Source organism: Gordonia hydrophobica NBRC 16057 (assembly GCF_001592365.1).
Taxonomy (GTDB): Bacteria; Actinomycetota; Actinomycetes; order Mycobacteriales; family Mycobacteriaceae; genus Gordonia; species Gordonia hydrophobica.
In genome coordinates this window covers 25782-46861 of sequence record NZ_BCWU01000003.1, presented here as the reverse complement: position 1 = coordinate 46861, position 21080 = coordinate 25782, and the positions used below count along the sequence as shown (strand labels likewise).

The window sequence follows — 21080 nt, the reverse complement described above, 5'->3', positions numbered from 1 at the left end:
GCACGCCTTCCGGGGCGGGCCGCTGCCGGGGGAGAGTTGTTACCCGGCGCTCGGCGCCACGTCGACGGTCTGCTTCCGCGCCCCGCGACGGACGATCAGGGCGAGCACGATCAGCGGGATCTGCAGGGGCAGGCGGGCCCAGGCGACGGTCTTCAGCGCCGGACTCTTGTCGACCCATTCGCGGATCATGGTGACGTTGGCGGGGAAGACTGCGATGAACAGCAGCGCGGCGAGCCCGGCGGCTCGGTGGCGCGTCCGCGGATTGAGAACCGTTGCGCCCAGACCGATCTCAGCGGCGCCGGACGCATACGTCCAGGCGCGAGGATCACCCGGCAGCTCCTTGGGGACGATCGCGTCGAACGGCTTCGGCGCCACGAAGTGTAAGACGCCGGGTACCAGCAGGATCAATGACAAGACTCGGGCCAGGCGATCGTTGGTCATGGCCTCGAGTCTACGTGGCGGCCGTGGCGGCCACGGCGGCTCAGAACTCGATCTTCAGCTTGTCCGCGGTCGGTCGTGCCTGGCAGCCGAGGATGTAGCCGTCGGCGATGTCGTCGGGATCGAGGGCGCCGGTGACCTCCATGTCGACCGACCCCTCCACCAGCGTGCAGGCGCACGAGCCGCACTCGCCCTCCTGGCAGGAATACGGCGCGTCGAGCCCGGCGGCCAACATGATGTCGATCAGCGTGCGCGACCGCGGCCACGCGAGGGTGTGGGTCTCGCCGTCCAACTCGACGTCCACCTCCGCGGCCGCCGCAGCCTCCTCGGCGGAGACCTCGCCGCGCTCAATGTCTTCGAACGGATCGCCGGAGAGCGAGTTGTAGATCTCGACGTGCACGTTCTTGGTGGGGAAGCGGGCCTTGGAGAGGGCGCTGTGCGCGGCATCCATGAACGGACCGGGTCCGCACATGTAGGCGGTATGGGTGGCGGCCATCGGCGCGAAGAGGGTCGCGAGCGTGCGGTCGCTCGGCAGGCCCTGCACCGATTCCAACCAGTGCAGCACGGTCAAGCGGGCCGGGTACGAGGCCTGCAGTTCGCGCAGCTCCTCGGCGAAGATGACGTCCGACTCGCTGCGGTTGGCGAAGAAGAACGTGATCCGATGCGTGCCGGTCTTGAGTGCGTGCTTGAGGATCGACATCACCGGTGTCACACCGGATCCCGCAGCGATCAGCAGCAGCGGAGTGTGGAAGTTGTCGGGTGTGAAGACTCCCGACGGCGGCAGGGCCTCGATCTGCGAACCCGCCTCGAGGTGGTCGCAGATCCAGTTGGATCCGTACCCGTCGCAGGTGCGCTTCACGGTGACCTTGGGCAGGTCGTCGTGCACCGGCGCCGATGCCAGCGAGTAACAGCGGGCGACGGATCCGGTCTGCTCGCTCGGGATGCGGAAGGTCAGGAACTGGCCCGGCTGGTAGTCGGCGAACTTGTCCGCGTGCACATCGGGGATGTGGAAGACGATGCTGCGCGCGTCAGCCGTCTCATCGATCACCTCGGCGACGGTGAGGATGGCGCTGCGTGCGCTGTGCGGGGTCAGATCGGTCATCGCGGTTGACTCTCTGGGAATCGGGCTCGGCGGAGATCCGAGCTAAAATTAGAACGTGTTCTACTTCAGGATATCAGCGCTTGCGAGTGTGCCATAGGGCCTGCGCCAGTCGGTGGGGCGAACGTTCACGCTGTCAGCGACGACACTCCGCTGATCAACACGTCGCCCCCGGCGTGGAGCAACGCGGTGAGGTCGGCGTCGTCGTCGAGCAGCCACTGGTCGTAGGCCGCCAGGGCGGTTCCGAGGGTGAGCCAGGCGACCGTCTGCGGCAGGTGCGACTCGGCCGGGACGTCGAGTCGGGTGGCGCAGTAATCGGCGACCACGCGTCGCCAGTCGGCGTACATGATCATCGAATGTGCTTGGAGGGCAGGAACTCCGAGAAGCAACGACATGCGTTGGCGGTGATGGACGCGTTCGGAGTCCGGGACGGTGTTGAACGCGATCAGGGCATCGCGCAGGGTGACGCCGAGGGGAGTGTCGGCGGGGGTTGCGCGCAGGAGGTCGCGCAGTCCATCGAGGTGGTCGTCGAACTCGCCCCAGGCGATCGAGTTCTTGGACGGGTAGTAGCGGAACAGGGTGCGGCGCGCGATACCCGCGGCAGCGGCGATGTCGTCGACGCTCGTCTCGTCGAAGCCGTGGGCGGTGAAGAGTTCGATCGCGACGCTGCTCAATCGGCCCCGCGTGGTGGCCGCAGGCCGCCCTCCGAGGACTCCGCTACGCCCCGGTCTGCTCATCACTGCTCTCCTTCTCGGCGTAAACCCGCCGGTCACGATGCTACGACAAAGAATTTCCGCCGAACACTAGCGATTATGCACTCAGTGCCATTATGGTGTGAAGCGAACCACATCAGTACTCGTGAAGGAGGATGGTTCATATGGCCGATCAGGCGAACTCGACCCAGCAGGAGCTTGTTGCTGAGTCGCTGGTGGAGGAAGTGTCCATCGACGGGATGTGTGGCGTCTACTGATGACGGCGCCATCGACCACTGCTTCCGGCGACCCCATGGTCGCCGGAAGCAGTACCCCGGAAACTGCATTTGATTCGGCGCGTGCCTGGAAGCTCAACCCCAAGGTGGCGCTGCGCCCGGAGCCGTTCGGCGCGCTGCTCTACCACTTCGGCACCCGCAAGCTCTCGTTCCTGAAGAACCTCGTCGTCGTCGACCTGGTCCAGGCGCTGTCCGAGCACCCGAGCGCTGACGCCGCGATGGCCGCCACCGGCATCGCCGACGCGGAGCGTCCGCTGTACCTGCAAGCCCTCTCTGCCCTGTGCGTCTCCGGGATGATCGTCGAGGTCGCCCCCGACGTCGCCGATGCCGCAGCCGCCCCCACCCAGGAGTGACATCGTGACCACCGTGGAAACCCGCCCCGGCGCCGAACTGCTCGGCATGCCGTCGACCACTCCGCCGCTGAACGTCCCCGCGCCGCCCAAGGTCGGTCGGCTGGTGGACCAGTTCGAGCGCGGACTGGACGCACCGATCTGTCTGACGTGGGAGCTGACCTACGCCTGCAACCTCGCGTGCGTGCACTGCCTCTCGAGTTCCGGCAAGCGCGATCCGCGGGAGCTGAGCACCGAGCAGTGCAAGGCGATCATCGACGAGCTGCAGCGCATGCAGGTCTTCTACGTCAACATCGGCGGCGGCGAGCCGACCGTGCGCCCGGACTTCTGGGAGCTCGTCGACTACGCCACCGACCACCAGGTCGGCGTCAAGTTCTCCACCAACGGGCTGCGGATCACGCCGGAGGTCGCCGAGCGACTCGCGGCATCCGATTACGTCGACGTCCAGATCTCGCTCGACGGCGCCACCGCCGAGGTGAACGACGCCGTCCGCGGTCCCGGCTCGTTCGACATGGCCGTCCGCGCGCTCGAGAACCTGCGCGACGCGGGGTTCGGCGACGCCAAGATCAGCGTCGTGATGACCCGGCACAACGTGAGCCAGCTCGACGAGTTCAAGGCTCTCGCAGACCGGTACGGCGCCACCCTGCGCATCACTCGACTGCGCCCGTCGGGTCGCGGCGCCGACGTGTGGGACGACCTTCATCCGCTGCCCGAGCAGCAGAAGGAGCTGTACGACTGGCTTGTCGCACACGGCGACCGCGTCCTCACCGGCGACTCCTTCTTCCACCTGTCGGCGTTCAGCGAGGGCGGCGGCAGCGGACTGCCCGGTCTCAACCTGTGCGGTGCCGGACGTGTGGTCTGCCTGATCGACCCGGTCGGCGACGTCTACGCCTGCCCGTTCGCGATCCACGAGAACTTCCTCGCTGGCAACATCACCACCGACGGTGGATTCCAGGAGATCTGGCAGCGGTCCGAGCTGTTCACCGAACTCCGTGAGCCGCAGAGTGCGGGCGCCTGCGCCAGCTGCAACTTCTACGACTCCTGCCGCGGCGGCTGCATGGCGGCCAAGTTCTTCACCGGCCTGCCGCTCGACGGACCCGATCCCGAATGCGTTCAGGGGTACGGCGAAGCGCTGCTCGCAGGAGAGCGTTCCAAGCCGTCCGCCAACAAGGACCACTCGCGCGGTGTCCCGTTGACGCTGATGACCCGACCGCCGTCGCGCGACTGCGACGAGAACCCGCTCGCCGGGTTCATGCCGACGACCGCGTCGGGATGCTCGTCCTGCTGAGGTCAGCTGACTCTCACTATTCTGCCCGCGGCGATCTCGATACGCCCTCGGCTAGCGCCTCGGGCTACTCGATCAGCGTGGGGGCGGCGTCGCCTGGGGCTACTCGATCAGCGTAGGGGCGGCGTCGCCTCGGGCTACTCGATCAGCGTGGGGGCGGCGTCGCCTCGGGCTACTCGATCAGCGTGGGGGTGGCGTCGAGGGGCAGCGCCTTGCGCTGCTCAAATCAACTTTGAAACACCGAAGGAATATCATCATGTCCAAAATCTCCGAGATCATGGAGAAGAATCCCTGGCGTCGGAACCCGTGGTTCGAGACAGTCGGGGAGGCTCAGCGTCGTGCTAAGAAGCGACTGCCGAAGACGGTCTACTCGTCACTGATCGCCGGAACTCAGGCCGGCATCACCGTCAACGACAACGTCGACGCCTATGGCGAACTCGGCTTTGCACCGCACGTCATCGGCACCACGCCGGAGCGCAACCTGACGACCACGGTGATGGGGCAGGAACTGCCGTTCCCCGTCATGATCTCGCCGACCGGCGTGCAGGCGGTGAACCCGGACGGCGAGGTCGCCGTCGCGCGGGCCGCTGCCAACCGGGGGACCGCGATGGGGCTGTCGAGCTTCGCCTCGAAGCCGGTCGAAGAGGTCACCGCGGTCAACGACAAGATCTTCTTCCAGATCTACTGGCTCGGCAGCAAGGAAGACATCCTCGCCCGCGCGCAGCGCGCCAAGGAGGCGGGCTGCAAGGGTCTCATCGTCACCACCGACTGGGTGTTCAACGTCGGCCGCGACTGGGGCAGCCCGGAGATTCCCGAGCAGGTGGATCTCAACGCCATCGCCAAGCTCGCGCCGGAGATGATCACCAAGCCGAGCTACGCGCTGAGCTGGTTCCGCGACGGCAAGCTGATCATCCCGGACCTCTCCGCACCGAACATCGCGCACAAGGGCCAGCCGGGCCCCACCTTCTTCGACGTCTACGGCCAGTGGATGAACACCCCGCCCCCCACGTGGGAGGACCTGAAGTGGCTCCGTGAGCAGTGGGACGGCGAGTTCATGGTCAAGGGCATCACCCGGATCGACGACGCCAAGCGCGCCGTCGAGATCGGTGCCACCGCCATCTCCGTCTCCAACCACGGCGGCAACAACCTGGACGGCACCCCCGCTACCATCCGCGTCCTCGGCCCCATCGCCGACGCCGTCGGCGGCGACGTCGACGTGCTGCTCGACGGCGGCATCCGCCGAGGCAGCGACGTGGTGAAGGCGCTCGCCTTCGGAGCGAAGGCCGTTATGATCGGCCGCGCCTACCTGTGGGGTCTGGCCGCCAACGGCCAGACCGGCGTCGAGAACGTCCTCGACCTGATGCGCATGGGTGTCGACTCCGCGCTCATGGGACTCGGCAAGTCCGACGTCGCCGGTCTCTCGCGCGACGACCTGATCATCCCGGAGGGCTTCGAGCGGGTGTTTGGAGCGGAGTGATGGAGCGGAGTGGAGCGGAGCGACAGGTCGAGCCGACGTCCGAGGCCGAAGGCCGAGGCGTCGGTCGAGACCAGGTGACGTCCAAGACCAACTGACGTCCAAGACCAGCCCACGTCCAAGACCAGCCGACGCGCGCCGGGTCTGACGAGCCTGCACCCGGGAAGCAACACTAGAACGTGTTACAGTTCGGCGAATCCAGTGTGCTTCAGGAAGGTGTTCGGCAATGGGACAGTTCGACGGTCAGGTCGTGTACATCACGGGCATCGCCCGAGGCCAGGGGCGCAATCATGCACTCCGGTTCGCGAAGGAGGGGGCGTCGATCATCGGTATGGACATCGCTGATCGCGTCGCGGACCACACGACCTATCCAGCAGCGTCTGCGGACGATCTCGCCGAGACCGTCCGGCTGGTCGAGGAGGCGGGTGGCACGATCCTCGCCCGGCAGGGCGATACCCGCGACCTCGCCTTCCAACAGCAGTTGGTCGCCGACGGCGTCGAGCGGTTCGGGCGCCTGGACCATGTGATCGCCAATGCCGGAATCCTCACCTGGGGTCTCACCTGGGAGATGACCGAGGAGCAGTTCACCGACGTCGTCGACGTGAACCTGGTCGGCACGTGGAAGACGCTGAAGTCGTCCATTCCGGCGATGATCGCGGCGGGCAACGGCGGCAGCATCGTCATCATCTCGTCCTGCGCGGGCATCAAGGCGATGCCCGCGCAGGCGTCGTACTCGGCGTCGAAGTTCGGTCTCCGTGGTCTGGCGCAGACCGCGGCGAAGGAGCTCGGACCGCAGCGGATCCGAGTCAACTCCGTCCACCCGTACGCCGTGCACACGCCGATGGGGCTCGAGGACTCGCAGGCCATCAAGGCCTTTCAGGACTGGGGTCGCCATTTCCCGTCGATGATGGACCACTACCCGGTGGCCAGCGTCGACGACCTGACCGACGCCGTCGTCTACCTGTCGACCGCCGTCGCCGTCACCGGTTCCGAATTCCAGATCGACATGGGCGAGACCAAGGTCTGAGGCGACCCCCATACGTTGGTCGAGCCCTCATGCGTTGGTCGAGCCCCCATACGTTGATCGAGTAGGTCGAGGCGCCAGCCGAGACCGTATCGAGATCGCCGCAGGCCGGTGCTCGTCGTCGGCGCTCATGCGTTCGGCCTATCCGATCATTCGGCGCCGCGGATGATCATGGCGGCGATCTGATCGCCTGCCGGGCGGAAGGTGAAGCTGCTCAGACCATTGGCCCACGAGCTGCGCCAGTCGGCGATGACGACGACGTCGCCGCCGTCCGACCGGACGTCGGTGACTGTCATCGTGCCGTTGGCGCCGATGAACTCCTTGTCGCTCCAGGCCTTGATGGCGTCGCGTCCGGTGAAGATGCGACCCCAGTCGTCCACGAAGCCGTCCGCCGTGAAGGCGTTCAGCACGGCGGCTTCGTCATGGTTGTTCACCGCCTCGACAAAGGCGTCGACGGGTGCGTTGAGTACGGTGCTCATCTGATGGTCCTCTCGGGTCAGCGGGTGGTGTAGCCGCCGTTGGCGAAAATGGTCTGGCCGGTGATCCAGGCGCCCTCGGTGGCGAGGAAGGTGACGATCGGCGCGATGTCTTCGATCCTGGTCAGGCGATTGCCCATGCCCTGCGACTTGTGGAACTCGACCCGTTCCGGGGTCTCCTGGCCGTAGAAGAAGAGCGTGTCCATCGGGCCGGGGGCGATCGCGGTGACCGAGATGCCTCTGGTGCCGAACTCCTTCGCGGCGGCGCGCGTGAAGTGCTCGACCGGGCTCTTGCCTCCTGCGTACGTCGAGTAGCCGTCGGTGAAGGCGGCCAGCAGCGCCGTGACGATGGTGATGATCTTGCCGCCGTCGTTCAGATTGCGGCCGGCCTCCTTGATGAAGAAGTACGCGGCTTTGCTGTTGACGTCGAACATCGAGTCGTACTCGGCCTCGGTGGTGTCGGCGATCGGCTTGCGCAGCACTTTGCCGACGGTGTTCACGGCCACGTCGACACCGCCGAGTTCGGCCGTCGCGTCGGCGAACAACTTCTCGACGGCGTTCGGGTCGGTGAGGTCGCCGCTCAAGAGGGCGGCCCGACCTCCCTGCTCCTGCACTGCCGCGACGGTCTGCTCGGCGTCGGTGCGGCTCGATTCGGAGTTGTAGTGGACGGCGACGTCGGCCCCGTTTGCTGCGACGAGGCGGCTGATGAGGCCGCCGAGGTTCTTTCCGCCACCTGCGACGAGGACTTTCTTGCCGGTCAGATCCTGTGTCATGCGATTCCCCTTCTGATGTCCCGGTGTTCGTATATCAACGATATGTAAATACATATCGATGATATGGAGTTACTGTAGCGGAGTGACAGAGAAAGCGCGAGGCGATACACGAGAACGCCTGTTAGAGGCCGCTGCCGAGTTGATCGCCGCATCACCCGGCGAGGAGATCTCGCTGCGGGCGGTGTGCGAACGCGTGGGTGTGCGCATGCCGACGCTGTACCACTTCTTCGGCAGCAAGGAAGGGCTGCTCGACGCGGTCGTCGAGCACGGGTTCGAGCTGTATCTGTCGGCGAAGGCGGCACACGAGTCCAGTGGTGATCCGATCCAGGATCTACGCGACGGCTGGGATGCGCACGTCGCCTTCGGGTTGGCGAACCCGGGTTTCTACACATTGATGTACGGCCAGGTTCGGCCGGGTGATGTCCGGCCGGCACTGGCTCGGCCGACCCAGATGCTGCGTGAGCTCACCGGTGCCGCCGAGCAGCAGGGGCGCCTCGCGGTGTCCGCGGACCAGGCGGCCGCGCACATCCTCGCGACCAACATCGGAGTGACGCTTCGGCAGATCATCCTCGCCGCGCCGGACCCGGAGCTCACGGCTGCGGCGCGCGATGCGGTGATCGCCGGCATCACGGGTGTGCACAGTGACGACGCGTCGAAACGAGCGGCGTTGCTGACCGCGCTCGACTACGCGGTCAGTCGCCCTGACGTGTTGGGGGAGGCGGAGACCGCGTTGCTGGCGTCGTGGCTGCGCCGATTGGCGGACGCGGAGTAGCGCTCCTTACTTCTGAAACGGCAAACTCCTGCTCTCTCAGCCCGGTCCGACGGAAGATTGCCGTCGGACCTCGCTGAGAGAGCAGGAGTTTGGAGTGCTGGTGTCAGTCCGCCCAGATGGAGGCGGGATCGGTCGCCTCGCGGGCCGGGCCGGTCGGCGTCTCGGTGGTCGACCGGGAGAACCGCGGCGCCACCTGGGCCTGCATCACGCCGTCGATCTCCACCAGGGTGCCGCGCGCGGCCAGGTGTGGGTCGCTCGGCGCCTCGGTGTAGTCGAGGATCGGCGACGTGCAGGCGTCGGTGCCGTCGAAGATCGCGGCCCACTCGTCGCGGGACTTCTGCTTGAACGTGTCGGTGAAGATCTGTTTCAGCTCGCCCCACTTGGCGGTGTCGTTCTGCTGCGGCAAGGACGCCGGATCCAGTTCGAGTCCCTTGAGGAGTTCGGCGTAGAACTGCGGTTCGATGGCGCCGACGGCCATCCACTTGCCGTCCGCGCACTCGTACACCTCGTAGTAGGGGGCACCGGTGTCGAGGAGGTTGACGCCGCGGCGGTCCTGCCACAGGCCGGTGCCGCGGAACGCCCACATCATCTGTCCCAGGACGGACGCGCCGTCGCACATCGCGGCGTCGATCACCTCGCCCTTGCCGGAGCTCGCCCGCTCGACGAGGGCGGCCAGCACGCCCATCACGAGGAACATGGAGCCGCCGCCGAAGTCGCCGACCAGGTTGAGCGGTGGGGTCGGGCGCTCCTCGGTGCGGCCGATCGCGTTCAGCATGCCCGTGAGCGAGATGTAGTTCATGTCGTGGCCGGCCAGCTCGGACCGGGGGCCGGTCTGACCCCAGCCGGTCATGCGACCGTAGACGAGGGCGGGGTTCACGGCGTGAAGATCGTCGGGGCCGAAGCCGAGGCGTTCCATGACGCCGGGACGGAAGCCCTCGAGGACTACATCGGCCTTGCTGACCAGGTTGAGGATGGTCTCGCGGTCCGCGGGGTTCTTCAGGTTGGCCTCCACCACCCGGCGGCCGCGGAGGAGGGCGTCGGCGTTGCGGCCGGCCTCGGGAAGCTGTCCCGGACGCTGAACGCGCAGGACGTCGGCGCCGAGGTCGGCGAGCAGCATCGCGGCGTGCGGCCCGGGCCCGATGCCTGCGAACTCGATGACGCGGATTCCGGCGAGCGGGCCGGAGCGGCCGGACGGCTGACGGGTGGCGGGAGAAGTCAAGGAAACTCCGATCACAGAAACTCGGTGGGGGAGGATGCGTGGTGTGTATCACGCTTCGAAGCGTCACTATACACGTGTACCGGAATGGGTTTCCTGGGCTGCTGTGGTCAGTGGTTCAGGTGAGGCCTTGGCCGGCGCGAAAAACGGGCCCAGGCGTTCCCTACCTCGGGTCGGTATCGGTAACGTTGGCGCAATGACACCGGCGACTGAACTGGCGTCCCGGACGTGGCGCGATCTCGTTGGAACTGAGCCGATGATAATTGTGCCCGTGGGGGCCGTTGAGCAGCATGGACCGCACCTGCCGTTGGACACCGACGGCCGCGTCGCGGTCGCCGTCGCACGGAAAGCCGTTGCCACCGTGGACGACTCGCGGACTGCGCTGGTGGCGCCTGCGATCGCGTACGGGGCGTCGGGCGAGCATGAGGGTTTCCCTGGCACCATCTCCATCGGTCGCGAGGCCTTGGAGCTGCTGATTCTGGAGTACGGACGCAGCGCCATGCGCTGGGCGCATCGGCTGGTCTTCGTCAACGCGCACGGCGGCAACGCGCACGCCGTCGCGAATGCGGTTGCGCGTTTGCGGTACGAGGGTCGCGACGCCGCGTGGTTTCCGTGCGCGTTTCCCGACGCGGACGCTCACGCAGGCCACACCGAGACCAGTGTGATGCGGGCGCTGGCGCCGTCTCAGGTGCGCGACGAGCACGTGGCCGCAGGGAACACCGAGCCCATCGCCGAGTTGCTCGACGCGCTGCGCGAGGGCGGTGTCGCCGCGGTGGCGCCGAGCGGTGTCCTCGGCGATCCCACGACCGCCGACGCCGCCACAGGCGAGGCGTTGCTCGACGACCTCGCAGGCAGGCTGACCGCCGCACTCGAATCCTGGACCGTCGACGCCTCCGGGAGGCTTCGGTGACCAGTCCGTCCACCACGGATCTGCCGGTCGGCTTCCAGGTCCAGATCGATCACCGCTGCGTGCGCCGCGGCGACCTCCGCACCCTCGTCGGCGGCTCGCCGCTGCGCGTCCTCAAGCTCTCCGACGCCGCGCTCGGCATGACGTCCGACGACGGGCGCATCGAGGTCTGCGATGCGGGTACCCGCGGTCTCGCACGCAAGCTGCTCGACGCCGGGATCGCCCACCCGCGTCCGATGACCGGCCCGCGCGAGGACCAGGTGACCGTCGTGATCCCCGCCCGCGGCAACCAGGCGGGCGTCGACCGGTTGATCGCCGCACTGCCCGGACTCCGCGTGATCGTCGTCGACGACGGCTCACCGACGCCGCTCACGGTTCCGGACGATGATCTGTGCCGGGTCATCCGTTTTGAGGTCAACGCCGGTCCCGCCGCGGCGCGCAACGCCGGGTTCGACGCCGCCGACACCCCGTTCGTCGCCTTCCTCGACTCCGACACCGTGCCGCGTGGAGAGTGGCTCATGATGCTGCTCAGTCACTTCTCGGATCCGATGGTCGGCATCGTCGCGCCGCGGATCGTCGGGCTGGAGCACGATCGGCATCGTCGCGGGCGACCCGTCGCCGCATACGCGAATCAGTTCTCCTCCCTGGACATGGGCCCGCACGAGGGGCCGGTCCGCCCGGGCACGCCGATCGCATACGTGCCCAGCGCCGCGCTCGTGGTGCGGCGGGAGGCCTTCGGACGCTTCGACGAGACGCTGCGCGTGGCCGAGGACGTCGACCTCTGTTGGCGCACGCACGCGGCGGGCTGGGTGGTCCGCTACGACCCGATCGCGCACGTCGCGCACGACCACCGCGACACGCTGCGCGGACTGCTCGGTCGACGACGCTTCTACGGCACGGGCGCGGCCCAGCTGGCGAGTCGCCACGGCGGGCTGGTGGCCCCGGTGATGACCAGCGTGCCGCTCGCCGTGGCCGTCCTGGCACTGCTGTCGCGGACGCGGATCGGCTTCGTGGTCGCGACCGTGCTGTCGGGGTGGATCTTTCACCGCCTCCGCGGTCCGCTCGCCGGCGTGCCCGCACGCGATCTGATCGCGGCACGGAACGTGGGACGTGCACTCGGATTCGGCGTGCTGCAGGTGTGGTCGGCGGTGCTGCGGCATTACTGGCCGCTGTCGGTGGTGGGTTTGATCGTCTCCCCGCGCTTTCGCCGCTGGTTCGTGGAGGCGGCCATCGCGGAAGCCGTCGCGACGTGGGTCCGCACTCGGCTCGACGAGCCGTCGTCGCCGATGGTCGAACCGCTCGGCTACTCCGTGATGCACCGGCTCGACGATTTCGCTTACGGGCTCGGGCTCTGGCAGGGGGCCATCGCCGGCCGCAGTCTCGGCGCGCTGCGTCCGGTCGTCACACGCTGATGGCGACGCCCGCGTTCGCCACGGCCGACGTCGTCATCGTCGGCGCGGGGAGCGCGGGCTGCGTGGTGGCGGAACGACTCTCGCGTGATCCCGCGCGGCGCGTCGTGCTGCTCGACGCCGGTACCGCCGCGCCCGCGCCCGCGTCCCAGACCCGCCTCACGCGGCTGCCGATCGAGCCCGGGGCGCTGCGTGTGCATCGCTACCCGGAGGCGCGCGGTCGCGACGTGGTGCGCGGGCGCGGGCTGGGCGGCTCCTCGGTCGTCAACGGAGGATACTTCCTCCGCGGACATCGCGACGACTACGCCGCGTGGCCGTGGCCGATCGAGCAGATCGCTGCGCAGTTCGACGCCGTCGAACAGACGATGTCGGTGAGCGCCTTCGCCGACGACGAGGTCGGCACGGTCGCGACGGCGTTCGAGCGGTACTGGCGCGACCGAGCGGCTGAGCCCGCCCAGCTGCCCTTCCCGGCTGTCGGTCTCCATCGGATCCGCAGCAATCACCGCGACGGACGCCGGATCACCGCCGTCGACGGATTCCTGAAGAATCCGCGTCCCGGGCGCACCGTTCTCGGCGACATCGAGGTGTTCGGGCTCGCCGTCGCGGGTAGTCGGATCACCGGAGTCGAGACGTCGGCGGGCCGCGTCGACGCCGGCACCGTGATCCTGGCCGCGGGTGCACTCGGCAGCGGTGCGCTCGCGGTACCGCTGCTCGGCGAGCTGCCGATCCACGAGCACGCCGAGCGACTCGTTCGGTTCACCCCGCGGTGTCGCGTCGCCGCGCCCGCGCTGTTGCAGACGGTGCTGCATACTGCCGACGGCCTGGAGCTCCGGTGCTACGGCGACGACTTCGCCGCGTTCATCGCCGGGGTGCCGCGGACCGGGATCGCGATCGGCGTCGCGGACATGGGCGTCGGCACCCAAGGCTCACTGACGGCGGATGCGCTCGATCTGGGGGAGCCCGATGCGGGGTCGCTCCGACGGATGGACGCCGGCGTGGACCTGGTGCGCGAGATGCTCGACAGCGAGGAGTTCGCAGACCTCGTCGAACCCGGGTCGGTGCGCGTGGACGACGCGATCGGGATGTCGTCGCACGCGTGGGGCAGCCTGCCGCTCGGTGGGGTGGTCGACGCCGCCGGCGCCGTCGACGGATTCACCGGCCTGCATGTGGCCGACGGATCGGTGCTGCCCGCACCGTTGCGGTCGGGTCCGCACGCCAGCGTGATGGCGGTGGCGGGGTTGGTGGCCGCGTCGATCTGACAACGATGGCGACATCTCCGAGTCCTGAGACTCGGACATGTCGCCATGTGTCTCGGGAAATCAGCGCAGTACTCGGTGACCGCCGAGATTCACACTCAGATCAACGTCTTCCAGTAATCCCAGAACTCGACGGTGATCATCGAGATCACGACGACGTAGTACAGCGGGAGCAGCATCCACAGCCACTCGCGCATCGAGCGGCCGCGGTGGCCGTCGGGCAGCACGCGGGACATGCTGAGCAGGAAGATGATCGGGACGATCGTCCACACCACCATGCAGTAGGGGCACAGTGCATGGATGCGGTACAGACTCTGGAAGATCAGATACCCGACGAAGATCTGACCGAGGAACGTGACGATCGCCTGCCCCAACCAGTACCAGCGGGGGAGCCGGACCCGCCCGAGGGTCAGCACGGCGGTCACCAGGATCACTGCGAACGCGGGCAGTCCGAGCATCGGGTTCGGGAATCCGAAGAACTTGCCCTGCTCGGTCACCATCACCGAGCCGCACGAGATGATCGGGTTGATGCTGCACGCCGGCACGAAGCTCGGGTCGATCAGCAGCTGGATGCGGTCCAGCAGCAGGGCGATGGCCGCCGCCATGCCGAGTGCACCCGTCACCAGCAGCACCCAGCCGGTCGCGATCGGTGCCGACCGCGGCTGCGACCAGAAACTTCCGGTCGACGCCGCCGGGGACTCCGGCTCGTCGGCTGCGGGGGTGACGGATGCGGTCTCGGCGGCGTCGCTCATCGCTCCCACTTACTTGGCGAGGGCTGCGTCGACGGCCTGGATCAGCGCCTGTGGGTCGCCGGTGACCTCGAACTTCTGGTCGTTGATGCGGACCCACGGGGTGCCGGTGAACTCCGGGTTCGACGTGACCGTCTGAGTGGTCTTGGTGACCCACTGGCCGAACTGGTTGTTGTTGATGCACTCGGTGATGCCGTCGGCGCCCGCTTCACGCGCCATCGAGATCAGATCGCTGTCGGGCAGACCCGAGCCGCCCTCTGCCGGCTGCTTCTCGAACAGCAGCGCATGGAACTTGAGCCACGTGGTCCAGTCGCCGTCCTTGGCGGTGGACTCGGCGACACACGTCGACGCGTTCATCGCGCGGCTGGAGTAGTCGGTGGTCGACATGCTGTTCAGGAATGCGATCGGGGTGTACTCGATGGCGACCTGCGGGTTCTCGGCGAGCTTGTCGATCGTCGAACGGTAGGTGCGCTCGAACGAGCCGCAGCCCGGGCACTGGAAGTCCTCGACCAGTCGCACGGTGACCTTCGGATCGGTGCCCTTCGGCGCCTTCGTGATGGTAATCGCGCCGTTCTCACCCAGCACCGTCGGCGTCGCCGAACCGCCGGTAGTCGACGGCCCGTCGCTGTTGTGGCTGACCGCCCAGATCACCACGCCCGCCGCAACGGCGACGAGGACGACGACCGCGCCGATCTTGTACAGCAGGGACCGGCGGCGTTCCGCCTCCCGGGGGTCGATGACGGTCCGGCTCTTCTGCGCCACGATTCTTCCTCCGCTTGAGTGCTCGCGTCGAGTGCCGCGCGCTCGCGCGCACGGTCGTTACCCGTGCAACCCTACTGTCCACTACCTAAGAAACTCATTACAGGAGCACCGAATTGATCCGAAAGTCCGGATCGGGCTAGTCCGGTAGCAACGCCGTCACCGTGTCGAGCAGTGTGCCGACCGAGCGGAGGTCCACCTTCTCGCCGTTCACCAGTACGGTCGGGGTGCCTTCGAACGACGGGTCGGACGTCGTCGTCGACGAGGCCGCGCGCACCGCATCGCGGTAGCGACCCGCGGTGATGCAGTCGGCGACGTCGTCGGCGCCGGCCGCCTTCGCCAGTGAGATCAACTTCTCGTCGGGCAGACCGGGGCCGCCCTCAGCGGGCTGGCTTCGGAACGCGGAACTCTGGAAGGCGAGCCAGACGTCCTGGCGGTCGGCATCGCCGCCGGGTCGGTTCCAGACGCAGTACGACGCGTTCGCCGCCCGCGAGGAGTACTCGTCGTCGCTCATCCGGTCCAGGAACGAGATGATGCGGTACTCCACCGCGGCGCCCGGCAGCGAGGCGATCTGATCGAGCGTCGAGCCGTAGGCGGATTCGAACGCCCGGCACGCCGGGCACGCCATGTCCTCGATCACCGTCACGACCACCTGGACGTCGTCGGAGGCGGTGACTCGGAATCCGCCGTCGGCGGTGATCGGTGCGCCCGAATCGGAGGTGGTCGGCGCGGGCTGGGTGGGGAGGACGTCCGACGTCCGACTGGGGTCGTCGCGGGAGCCCTTGACGGCCGTGCCGTCGACGCTGCAACCTGCGAGGACCATGACGGCCGCGATGGCGCCGACGATCATCGCGCGCAGGCGACTCATTTCGGCGTCACCCAGGTCGTGATGTCGCAGTGCACCACTTCTTTGCCCGCCTTGTCGAGGATGCGGATGGAGACGACGACGTCGCGACCCTCGGTGATCTCGGCGAAGTCGACCGGGGCGGCGAGTTCGGCGTGCGCGGTCAGGCCGGTCGTCGCCTTGGCCAGGTACTGCGTGCTCATGCCCTTGGGGATCCACCGATGCGTGTTCGGCGTCGTCGCCTCCATCAGCGCACCCATTGCGGCTTCCGCGAGGTTGCAGGCGGCGATCGCGTGGAACGTCCCGATGTGATTGTGGACGCCGAACCACTTGGGTGCGGCGACGCGGGCGTAGCCGGGCTCGATCTCCTCCACGAGTGGGAGGACGGTGGCGAAGTACGGCGCCTTCGCCATCAGACCGAGCGAGAACAGCACGTCGCCGAGTCTGTTGTCGGGAAGTCGGCGGCGGAGCGCCAACGTCGCACTGTTGGTGTTACTCGAAGTATCAGCCATAGCTGGTGATGATATCGGCTGTCCGATCCGGGCGTCACCCCCTCACTGTCTCGTCACATCATCGGCTGAGGGTGTGACGAGGGGTTGAGGCTGTGCTCTGGTGCGTTCGCAGAACTGTGGATAGCGCATTCGCCTCTTTTGCGAAGGTGTTCGACGATGGGCGGCAGCGATCGAGGGGGAGTCGATGTACGACGTTCAGCTGCTGCCGACCGACGAGTTCGGACTGATTCGACGAACCGCGGTGCTCGCGGAGGGGTGGTCGGACACCGCTCTCGGGTCCGCGGTCCGTCGCGGCGACCTGATTCTCTTGGCACCGGGCGTCTCTGTGCGGGCCGATCCGTGGTTCACCACGGACGACGGCGCCGACGAACTGTATCGATTGCGCGGACTGGCCGCGGTCACCTCGCTGCGGTGCGGCGACGGCGTCGTCCTGAGTCATCAGTCTGCGGCAGCCGTGCACGGCATCGCGCTGCTCAAACCCGACCGCAGTCTGGTGCACGTGACACGTGACGCCCGAAGCGGAGGTGGTCGTCGAGCAGAGCGGCAGGTCCACGCGGTCGCGTTGCCCGACGACGACGTCGTCGACCTGGGTCGGTTCCGAGTCACCTCGCTGGAACGGACGGCGGTCGACGTGGCGACGGCCGGCGCGTCGTTCGCCCAGGCGTTGACGGTGTTCGACATGGCGCTCGCCCGAGGGGCGTCGCGCGAGACGATGGCGGAGATGCTGGGTGGTCGACGTAATCAGGGCGTCCGGGTCGCGCGACGTGCGCTGCGGTTCGCGACGCGGCTGTCGGAGTCGGTCGGCGAGTCGTGGAGCCGGGCGCAGATGATCACCGAGAACCTGCGGCTCCCGGTACTGCAGTGCACGCACGTAGCCGAGGGGCACGAGTACCGTTCCGACTTCGACTGGGACTGCCGGCTGGTCGGCGAGTTCGACGGACAGATCAAGTACGGTCGTCTCCTCCGGCCGGGTGAGGCGCGCGACGAGGCGATCACGCGGGAGAAGGAACGCGAGGATCGGCTGCGCGCCCTCGGCATCATGGTGGTTCGCTGGATCTGGGCCGACCTGGAGAACAATCGGATGATCCCGCGGGTGAAGTACTGGCTCGAGAACTTTCACCGGCTTCCGACGCTCTGACGGGCCTCGTCACACTCTTGATCGCTCGTCACATCCTCAGCTGAGGCGGTGGGGAGTGACTGAAGGGGTGACGTGCGGTGGACAGAGTGAAGCGGGCCGACGCGGGGAGACCAAGGTCACGACGTCCCGGGATTTGATCCAGGCCGCGTCGTGCTGCATACTATTCAGGTTGCCCCGCGAGGGGTAGACCAACTTCCTCAGGCCGCAAAAGCGCGGAGCTGGGCGTGTAACGCGGAACCTCACCTCGGTGAGGCTCCGGATGAGATTTCATCCGGGGATCCGGTCCGACACGCCCGACCGCGGGTGCCGGAGGCGAGTCGGTGCAAACCGACAGCCGGACGAGAGTTCGGCACCGTACAACGACAGTAGAACAGCGTCGATCCGCCAAATGTCATGGCGTGGTCATGTGGCATCAGTTGCCGCCTGCGAGTCATTACCGCAGGTGTGGAGTCACGCGGTGTTGTGCTGTCGAGAGATGAACAGACGGAAGAGGACACAGCGTGGCGGGACAGAAGATCCGCATCAGGCTCAAGGCCTACGACCACGAGGCGATCGACGCTTCTGCGCGCAAGATCGTGGAGACCGTGACCCGCACGGGTGCACGTGTGGTCGGCCCGGTGCCGTTGCCCACCGAAAAGAATGTGTACTGCGTTATCCGTTCGCCGCATAAGTACAAGGACAGCCGCGAACACTTCGAGATGCGCACGCACAAGCGACTCATCGACATCCTCGACCCGACGCCGAAGACGGTCGACGCGCTCATGCGCATCGACCTCCCGGCCAGTGTCGACGTCAACATTCAGTGACGGGGGATTGACTAAATGAGCAATCAGAATGCAACCAAGGGAATCCTGGGCACCAAGCTCGGCATGACCCAGGTTTTCGACGAGAAGAACCGGGTCGTCCCGGTGACCGTCATCGCGACCGGCTCCAACGTCATCACGCAGCTGCGCACCGCAGACCGTGACGGCTACACCGCCATCCAGCTCGCGTACGGCGCCATCGACCCGCGCAAGGTGAACAAGCCGGTCTCCGGTCAGTTCGCGAAGGCCGGAGTGACCCCGCGCCGCCACCTCACCGAGATTCGCATCGACGACATCTCGGCGTTCGAGGTCGGCCAGGAGCTCGGCGCCGACATCTTCACCGATGGTGTGAAGGTCGACGTGACCGGAACCTCCAAGGGCAAGGGCTACGCCGGTGTCATGAAGCGTCACGGCTTCAAGGGTCTGAGCGCCAGCCACGGTGCTCACCGCGTGCACCGTTCGCCGGGTTCCATCGGTGGCTGCGCCACGCCGGGTCGCGTCTTCAAGGGCACCCGCATGGCAGGCCGCATGGGCTCCGACAAGGTGACCACGCAGAACCTGACCGTCCACAAGGTGGACGCCGAAGCCGGTCTGCTGTTGATCAAGGGCGCGATCCCCGGCCGCAAGGGCGGCATCGTGGTGGTCCGCGACGCAGTGAAGGGTGGCAACAAGTGAGCACCGAAACCGCAACCAAGCTGACGCTCGACGTCCGCAAGGCTGACGGCAGCACCGACGGCACCGTCGACCTGCCTGCCGAGCTGTTCGACGCAACCGCGAACATCTCGGTCATGCACCAGGTCGTCATCGCCCAGCAGGCCGCCGGCCGTCAGGGCACGCACGCGACCAAGACCCGTGGTCAGGTCTCCGGCGGCGGCGCCAAGCCGTACCGCCAGAAGGGCACCGGCCGCGCACGTCAGGGTTCGACCCGCGCACCGCAGTTCGCCGGTGGTGGCACCGTCTTCGGTCCGCAGCCGCGCGACTACACGCAAAAGGTCAACAAGAAGGTCAAGGCTGCTGCTCTCCGTGGCGCACTGTCGGACCGTGCTCGCAACGAGCGCATCCACGTGGTCACCGAGCTGGTCGCAGGCCAGACCCCGTCGACCAAGGCAGCCCGCCAGTTCCTGGAGCTGCTGAGCGAGCGTCGCAAGTTCCTGGTCGTCCTCTCCCGTGAGGATCAGACCGCATGGAAGAGCGTCGCGAACCTGGGCAACGTCCTGCCGATCGCGCCGGATCAGCTCAACACCTACGACGTCCTCGACTCGGATGAGGTCGTGTTCAGCGTTGAGACCCTGAACGCCTTCATCGAGCAGAACCAGAAGAAGGAGGCCTAGGAATGGCTACGCAGGCAGACCCGCGTGACATCATCCTGGCGCCGGTGATCTCGGAGAAGGCTTACGGGCTGATCGAAGACAACGTGTACACCTTCCTGGTGCACCCGGATTCGAACAAGACTCAGATCAAGATCGCCGTCGAGGCGATCTTCGATGTGAAGGTCTCCAGCGTCAACACCGCCAATCGTCAGGGCAAGCGCAAGCGCACCCGTTACGGCTACGGCAAGCGTAAGGACACCAAGCGCGCCATCGTGACGCTGTCCGCTGACAGCAAGCCCATCGAGATCTTCGGGGGCGCGGTCTCCTGACCGCCCGCGAAGAAGAGTAGGGACTAAGACTCATGGCAATTCGTAAGTACAAGCCGACGACCCCGGGTCGTCGCGGTTCGAGCGGCGCCGACTTCTCCGAGGTCACCCGTTCGCACCCCGAGAAGTCGCTGGTGCGTCCGCTGCACAACACCGGTGGCCGCAATGCGCACGGTCGCATCACCACCCGTCACAAGGGTGGCGGCCACAAGCGTGCCTACCGTCTGATCGACTTCCGTCGTAACGACAAGGACGGCATCAACGCCAAGGTCGCGCACATCGAGTACGACCCCAACCGCACCGCGCGCATCGCGCTGCTGCACTACGTGGACGGTGAGAAGCGCTACATCCTGGCGCCGAAGAACCTGAAGCAGGGCGACGTCGTCGAATCGGGTCCGAACGCCGACATCAAGCCGGGCAACAACCTGCCGCTGCGCAACATCCCGACCGGTACCCAGGTCCACAACGTGGAGCTGCGTCCGGGCGGCGGCGCGAAGATGGCTCGTAGCGCCGGCGCGTCGATCCAGCTGCTGGGCAAGGAAGGCCCGTACGCCACGCTGCGTATGCCTTCCGGCGAGATCCGTCGCGTCGACGTGCGCTGCCGCGCCACCGTCGGCGAGGTCGGCAACGCCGAGCAGAGCAACATCAACTGGGGCAAGGCCGGCCGCATGCGCTGGAAGGGCAAGCGTCCTACCGTCCGCGGTGTCGTCATGAACCCGGTCGACCACCCGCACGGTGGTGGCGAGGGCAAGAGCTCTGGTGGCCGTCACCCGGTCAGCCCGTGGGGTCAGGTCGAGGGCCGTACCCGCAAGAACAAGGCCAGCGACAAGCTGATCGTCCGCCGCCGTCGTACCGGCAAGAACAAGCGATAATAGGAGGAGGTAAAAAATGCCACGCAGCCTGAAGAAGGGCCCGTTCGTCGACGACCACCTCCTGAAGAAGGTGGATGTGCAGAACGAGAAGGGCACCAAGCAGGTCATCAAGACCTGGTCGCGCCGCTCGACCATCATCCCCGACTTCATCGGTCACACCTTTGCGGTCCACGACGGTCGCAAGCACGTGCCCGTGTTCGTGTCCGAGTCGATGGTGGGTCACAAGCTGGGCGAGTTCGCCCCCACCCGCACCTTCAAGGGTCACATCAAGGATGACCGGAAAGCGAAGCGCCGGTAACC

General features: G+C 67.0%; 26 protein-coding genes. 16 read left to right on the top strand and 10 right to left on the bottom strand.

The features are described 5' to 3' along the window. Positions 1 to 39: 39 nt before the first annotated feature. The 3 genes from GH2_RS05995 to mftR form a co-directional block, all read right to left on the bottom strand. Positions 40 to 441: a DoxX family protein gene (locus GH2_RS05995; RefSeq protein ID WP_066164465.1), complete on the bottom strand. Its 402-nt coding sequence runs from the start codon at positions 439 to 441 to the stop codon at positions 40 to 42. 40 nt (positions 442 to 481) lie between these two features. Further along, on the bottom strand, positions 482 to 1540 hold the full coding sequence (locus GH2_RS05990) for a ferredoxin--NADP reductase (RefSeq protein ID WP_066164461.1): 1059 nt from the start codon (positions 1538 to 1540) through the stop codon (positions 482 to 484). Positions 1541 to 1665: 125 nt separating this feature from the next. After that, positions 1666 to 2274 (bottom strand): mycofactocin system transcriptional regulator MftR, encoded by a 609-nt coding sequence (mftR, locus tag GH2_RS05985; protein WP_066164458.1) that lies wholly within the window; start codon positions 2272 to 2274, stop codon positions 1666 to 1668. 140 nt (positions 2275 to 2414) lie between these two features. Here mftR and mftA point away from each other — a divergent pair, with 140 nt between their 5' ends. From mftA to GH2_RS05960, 5 genes are all read left to right on the top strand, one after another. Continuing rightward, a complete protein-coding gene (mftA, locus tag GH2_RS05980) occupies positions 2415 to 2507 on the top strand; it encodes a mycofactocin precursor MftA (protein ID WP_157086024.1) in 93 nt (30 codons plus the stop codon). Further along, positions 2507 to 2878 carry a mycofactocin biosynthesis chaperone MftB gene (gene mftB, locus GH2_RS05975; protein WP_066164452.1) on the top strand — a complete coding sequence of 124 codons (372 nt, stop codon included), beginning with the start codon at positions 2507 to 2509 and terminating at the stop codon, positions 2876 to 2878. The genes mftA and mftB overlap by 1 nt, the downstream gene beginning before the upstream one ends. A 4-nt stretch (positions 2879 to 2882) precedes the next feature. Then, a complete protein-coding gene (mftC, locus tag GH2_RS05970; protein WP_066164449.1) occupies positions 2883 to 4163 on the top strand; it encodes a mycofactocin radical SAM maturase in 1281 nt (426 codons plus the stop codon). A gap of 253 nt (positions 4164 to 4416) precedes the next feature. Next, on the top strand, positions 4417 to 5637 hold the full coding sequence (mftD, locus tag GH2_RS05965; protein WP_066164446.1) for a pre-mycofactocin synthase MftD: 1221 nt from the start codon (positions 4417 to 4419) through the stop codon (positions 5635 to 5637). A 223-nt stretch (positions 5638 to 5860) separates the two neighbouring features. Then, complete coding sequence (locus GH2_RS05960; protein WP_066164443.1) at positions 5861 to 6661, top strand: mycofactocin-coupled SDR family oxidoreductase; 801 nt, start codon at positions 5861 to 5863, stop codon at positions 6659 to 6661. A 146-nt stretch (positions 6662 to 6807) separates the two neighbouring features. On the opposite strand, the gene GH2_RS05955 is transcribed toward GH2_RS05960, so the two are convergent. Together GH2_RS05955 and GH2_RS05950 are read right to left on the bottom strand one after the other, a co-directional pair. Further along, positions 6808 to 7137, bottom strand: coding sequence for a nuclear transport factor 2 family protein (locus tag GH2_RS05955; protein ID WP_066164439.1), 330 nt, complete (start codon positions 7135 to 7137; stop codon positions 6808 to 6810). Between the two features lie 17 nt (positions 7138 to 7154). Continuing rightward, the gene (locus GH2_RS05950) at positions 7155 to 7907 is read right to left on the bottom strand and encodes an SDR family oxidoreductase (protein WP_066164435.1); all 753 of its coding nucleotides are present in this window, start codon (positions 7905 to 7907) and stop codon (positions 7155 to 7157) included. Positions 7908 to 7989: 82 nt separating this feature from the next. Between GH2_RS05950 and GH2_RS05945 the strand changes: the two genes are divergently transcribed. Then, on the top strand, positions 7990 to 8679 hold the full coding sequence (locus GH2_RS05945) for a TetR/AcrR family transcriptional regulator (protein WP_244885315.1): 690 nt from the start codon (positions 7990 to 7992) through the stop codon (positions 8677 to 8679). 103 nt (positions 8680 to 8782) lie between these two features. On the opposite strand, the gene GH2_RS05940 is transcribed toward GH2_RS05945, so the two are convergent. After that, positions 8783 to 9898, bottom strand: coding sequence for a CaiB/BaiF CoA transferase family protein (locus tag GH2_RS05940; protein ID WP_066165436.1), 1116 nt, complete (start codon positions 9896 to 9898; stop codon positions 8783 to 8785). 193 nt (positions 9899 to 10091) lie between these two features. Between GH2_RS05940 and mftE the strand changes: the two genes are divergently transcribed. The 3 genes from mftE to mftG are packed head-to-tail and all read left to right on the top strand — an operon-like array spanning position 10092 to position 13470. Continuing rightward, a complete protein-coding gene (gene mftE, locus GH2_RS05935) occupies positions 10092 to 10805 on the top strand; it encodes a mycofactocin biosynthesis peptidyl-dipeptidase MftE (protein WP_066164429.1) in 714 nt (237 codons plus the stop codon). Then, positions 10802 to 12214 carry a mycofactocin biosynthesis glycosyltransferase MftF gene (gene mftF, locus GH2_RS05930; protein WP_084247341.1) on the top strand — a complete coding sequence of 471 codons (1413 nt, stop codon included), beginning with the start codon at positions 10802 to 10804 and terminating at the stop codon, positions 12212 to 12214. The genes mftE and mftF overlap by 4 nt, the downstream gene beginning before the upstream one ends. After that, complete coding sequence (gene mftG / locus GH2_RS05925) at positions 12214 to 13470, top strand: mycofactocin system GMC family oxidoreductase MftG (protein ID WP_066164426.1); 1257 nt, start codon at positions 12214 to 12216, stop codon at positions 13468 to 13470. The genes mftF and mftG overlap by 1 nt, the downstream gene beginning before the upstream one ends. A gap of 95 nt (positions 13471 to 13565) precedes the next feature. On the opposite strand, the gene GH2_RS05920 is transcribed toward mftG, so the two are convergent. The 4 genes from GH2_RS05920 to GH2_RS05905 form a co-directional block, all read right to left on the bottom strand. Further along, on the bottom strand, positions 13566 to 14219 hold the full coding sequence (locus GH2_RS05920; RefSeq protein WP_066165431.1) for a vitamin K epoxide reductase family protein: 654 nt from the start codon (positions 14217 to 14219) through the stop codon (positions 13566 to 13568). 9 nt (positions 14220 to 14228) lie between these two features. Continuing rightward, the gene (locus GH2_RS05915) at positions 14229 to 14978 is read right to left on the bottom strand and encodes a DsbA family protein (protein WP_066164423.1); all 750 of its coding nucleotides are present in this window, start codon (positions 14976 to 14978) and stop codon (positions 14229 to 14231) included. A 136-nt stretch (positions 14979 to 15114) separates the two neighbouring features. After that, a complete protein-coding gene (locus tag GH2_RS05910; RefSeq protein ID WP_066164420.1) occupies positions 15115 to 15843 on the bottom strand; it encodes a DsbA family protein in 729 nt (242 codons plus the stop codon). After that, positions 15840 to 16331 carry a hotdog fold domain-containing protein gene (locus GH2_RS05905; protein WP_066164417.1) on the bottom strand — a complete coding sequence of 164 codons (492 nt, stop codon included), beginning with the start codon at positions 16329 to 16331 and terminating at the stop codon, positions 15840 to 15842. Before GH2_RS05905 ends, GH2_RS05910 begins: the two co-directional genes overlap by 4 nt. A 184-nt stretch (positions 16332 to 16515) precedes the next feature. Between GH2_RS05905 and GH2_RS05900 the strand changes: the two genes are divergently transcribed. The 7 genes from GH2_RS05900 to rpsS all read left to right on the top strand — a co-directional run bounded on the left by GH2_RS05900 (position 16516) and on the right by rpsS (position 21078). Beyond that, entirely contained in the window at positions 16516 to 17469 is a 954-nt protein-coding gene (locus GH2_RS05900) for a type IV toxin-antitoxin system AbiEi family antitoxin (RefSeq protein WP_066164415.1), read from the top strand. 500 nt (positions 17470 to 17969) lie between these two features. Then, on the top strand, positions 17970 to 18275 hold the full coding sequence (rpsJ, locus tag GH2_RS05895; RefSeq protein ID WP_003938093.1) for a 30S ribosomal protein S10: 306 nt from the start codon (positions 17970 to 17972) through the stop codon (positions 18273 to 18275). Positions 18276 to 18290: 15 nt separating this feature from the next. Further along, on the top strand, positions 18291 to 18947 hold the full coding sequence (rplC, locus tag GH2_RS05890; RefSeq protein ID WP_066164414.1) for a 50S ribosomal protein L3: 657 nt from the start codon (positions 18291 to 18293) through the stop codon (positions 18945 to 18947). Next, positions 18944 to 19603 (top strand): 50S ribosomal protein L4, encoded by a 660-nt coding sequence (gene rplD, locus GH2_RS05885; RefSeq protein ID WP_066164411.1) that lies wholly within the window; start codon positions 18944 to 18946, stop codon positions 19601 to 19603. The genes rplC and rplD overlap by 4 nt, the downstream gene beginning before the upstream one ends. A gap of 2 nt (positions 19604 to 19605) precedes the next feature. Beyond that, entirely contained in the window at positions 19606 to 19911 is a 306-nt protein-coding gene (rplW, locus tag GH2_RS05880; RefSeq protein ID WP_062393770.1) for a 50S ribosomal protein L23, read from the top strand. A gap of 32 nt (positions 19912 to 19943) precedes the next feature. After that, positions 19944 to 20780: a 50S ribosomal protein L2 gene (gene rplB, locus GH2_RS05875; protein WP_066164408.1), complete on the top strand. Its 837-nt coding sequence runs from the start codon at positions 19944 to 19946 to the stop codon at positions 20778 to 20780. Positions 20781 to 20796: 16 nt separating this feature from the next. Continuing rightward, complete coding sequence (rpsS, locus tag GH2_RS05870) at positions 20797 to 21078, top strand: 30S ribosomal protein S19 (protein ID WP_026917259.1); 282 nt, start codon at positions 20797 to 20799, stop codon at positions 21076 to 21078. Positions 21079 to 21080 lie beyond the last annotated feature (2 nt).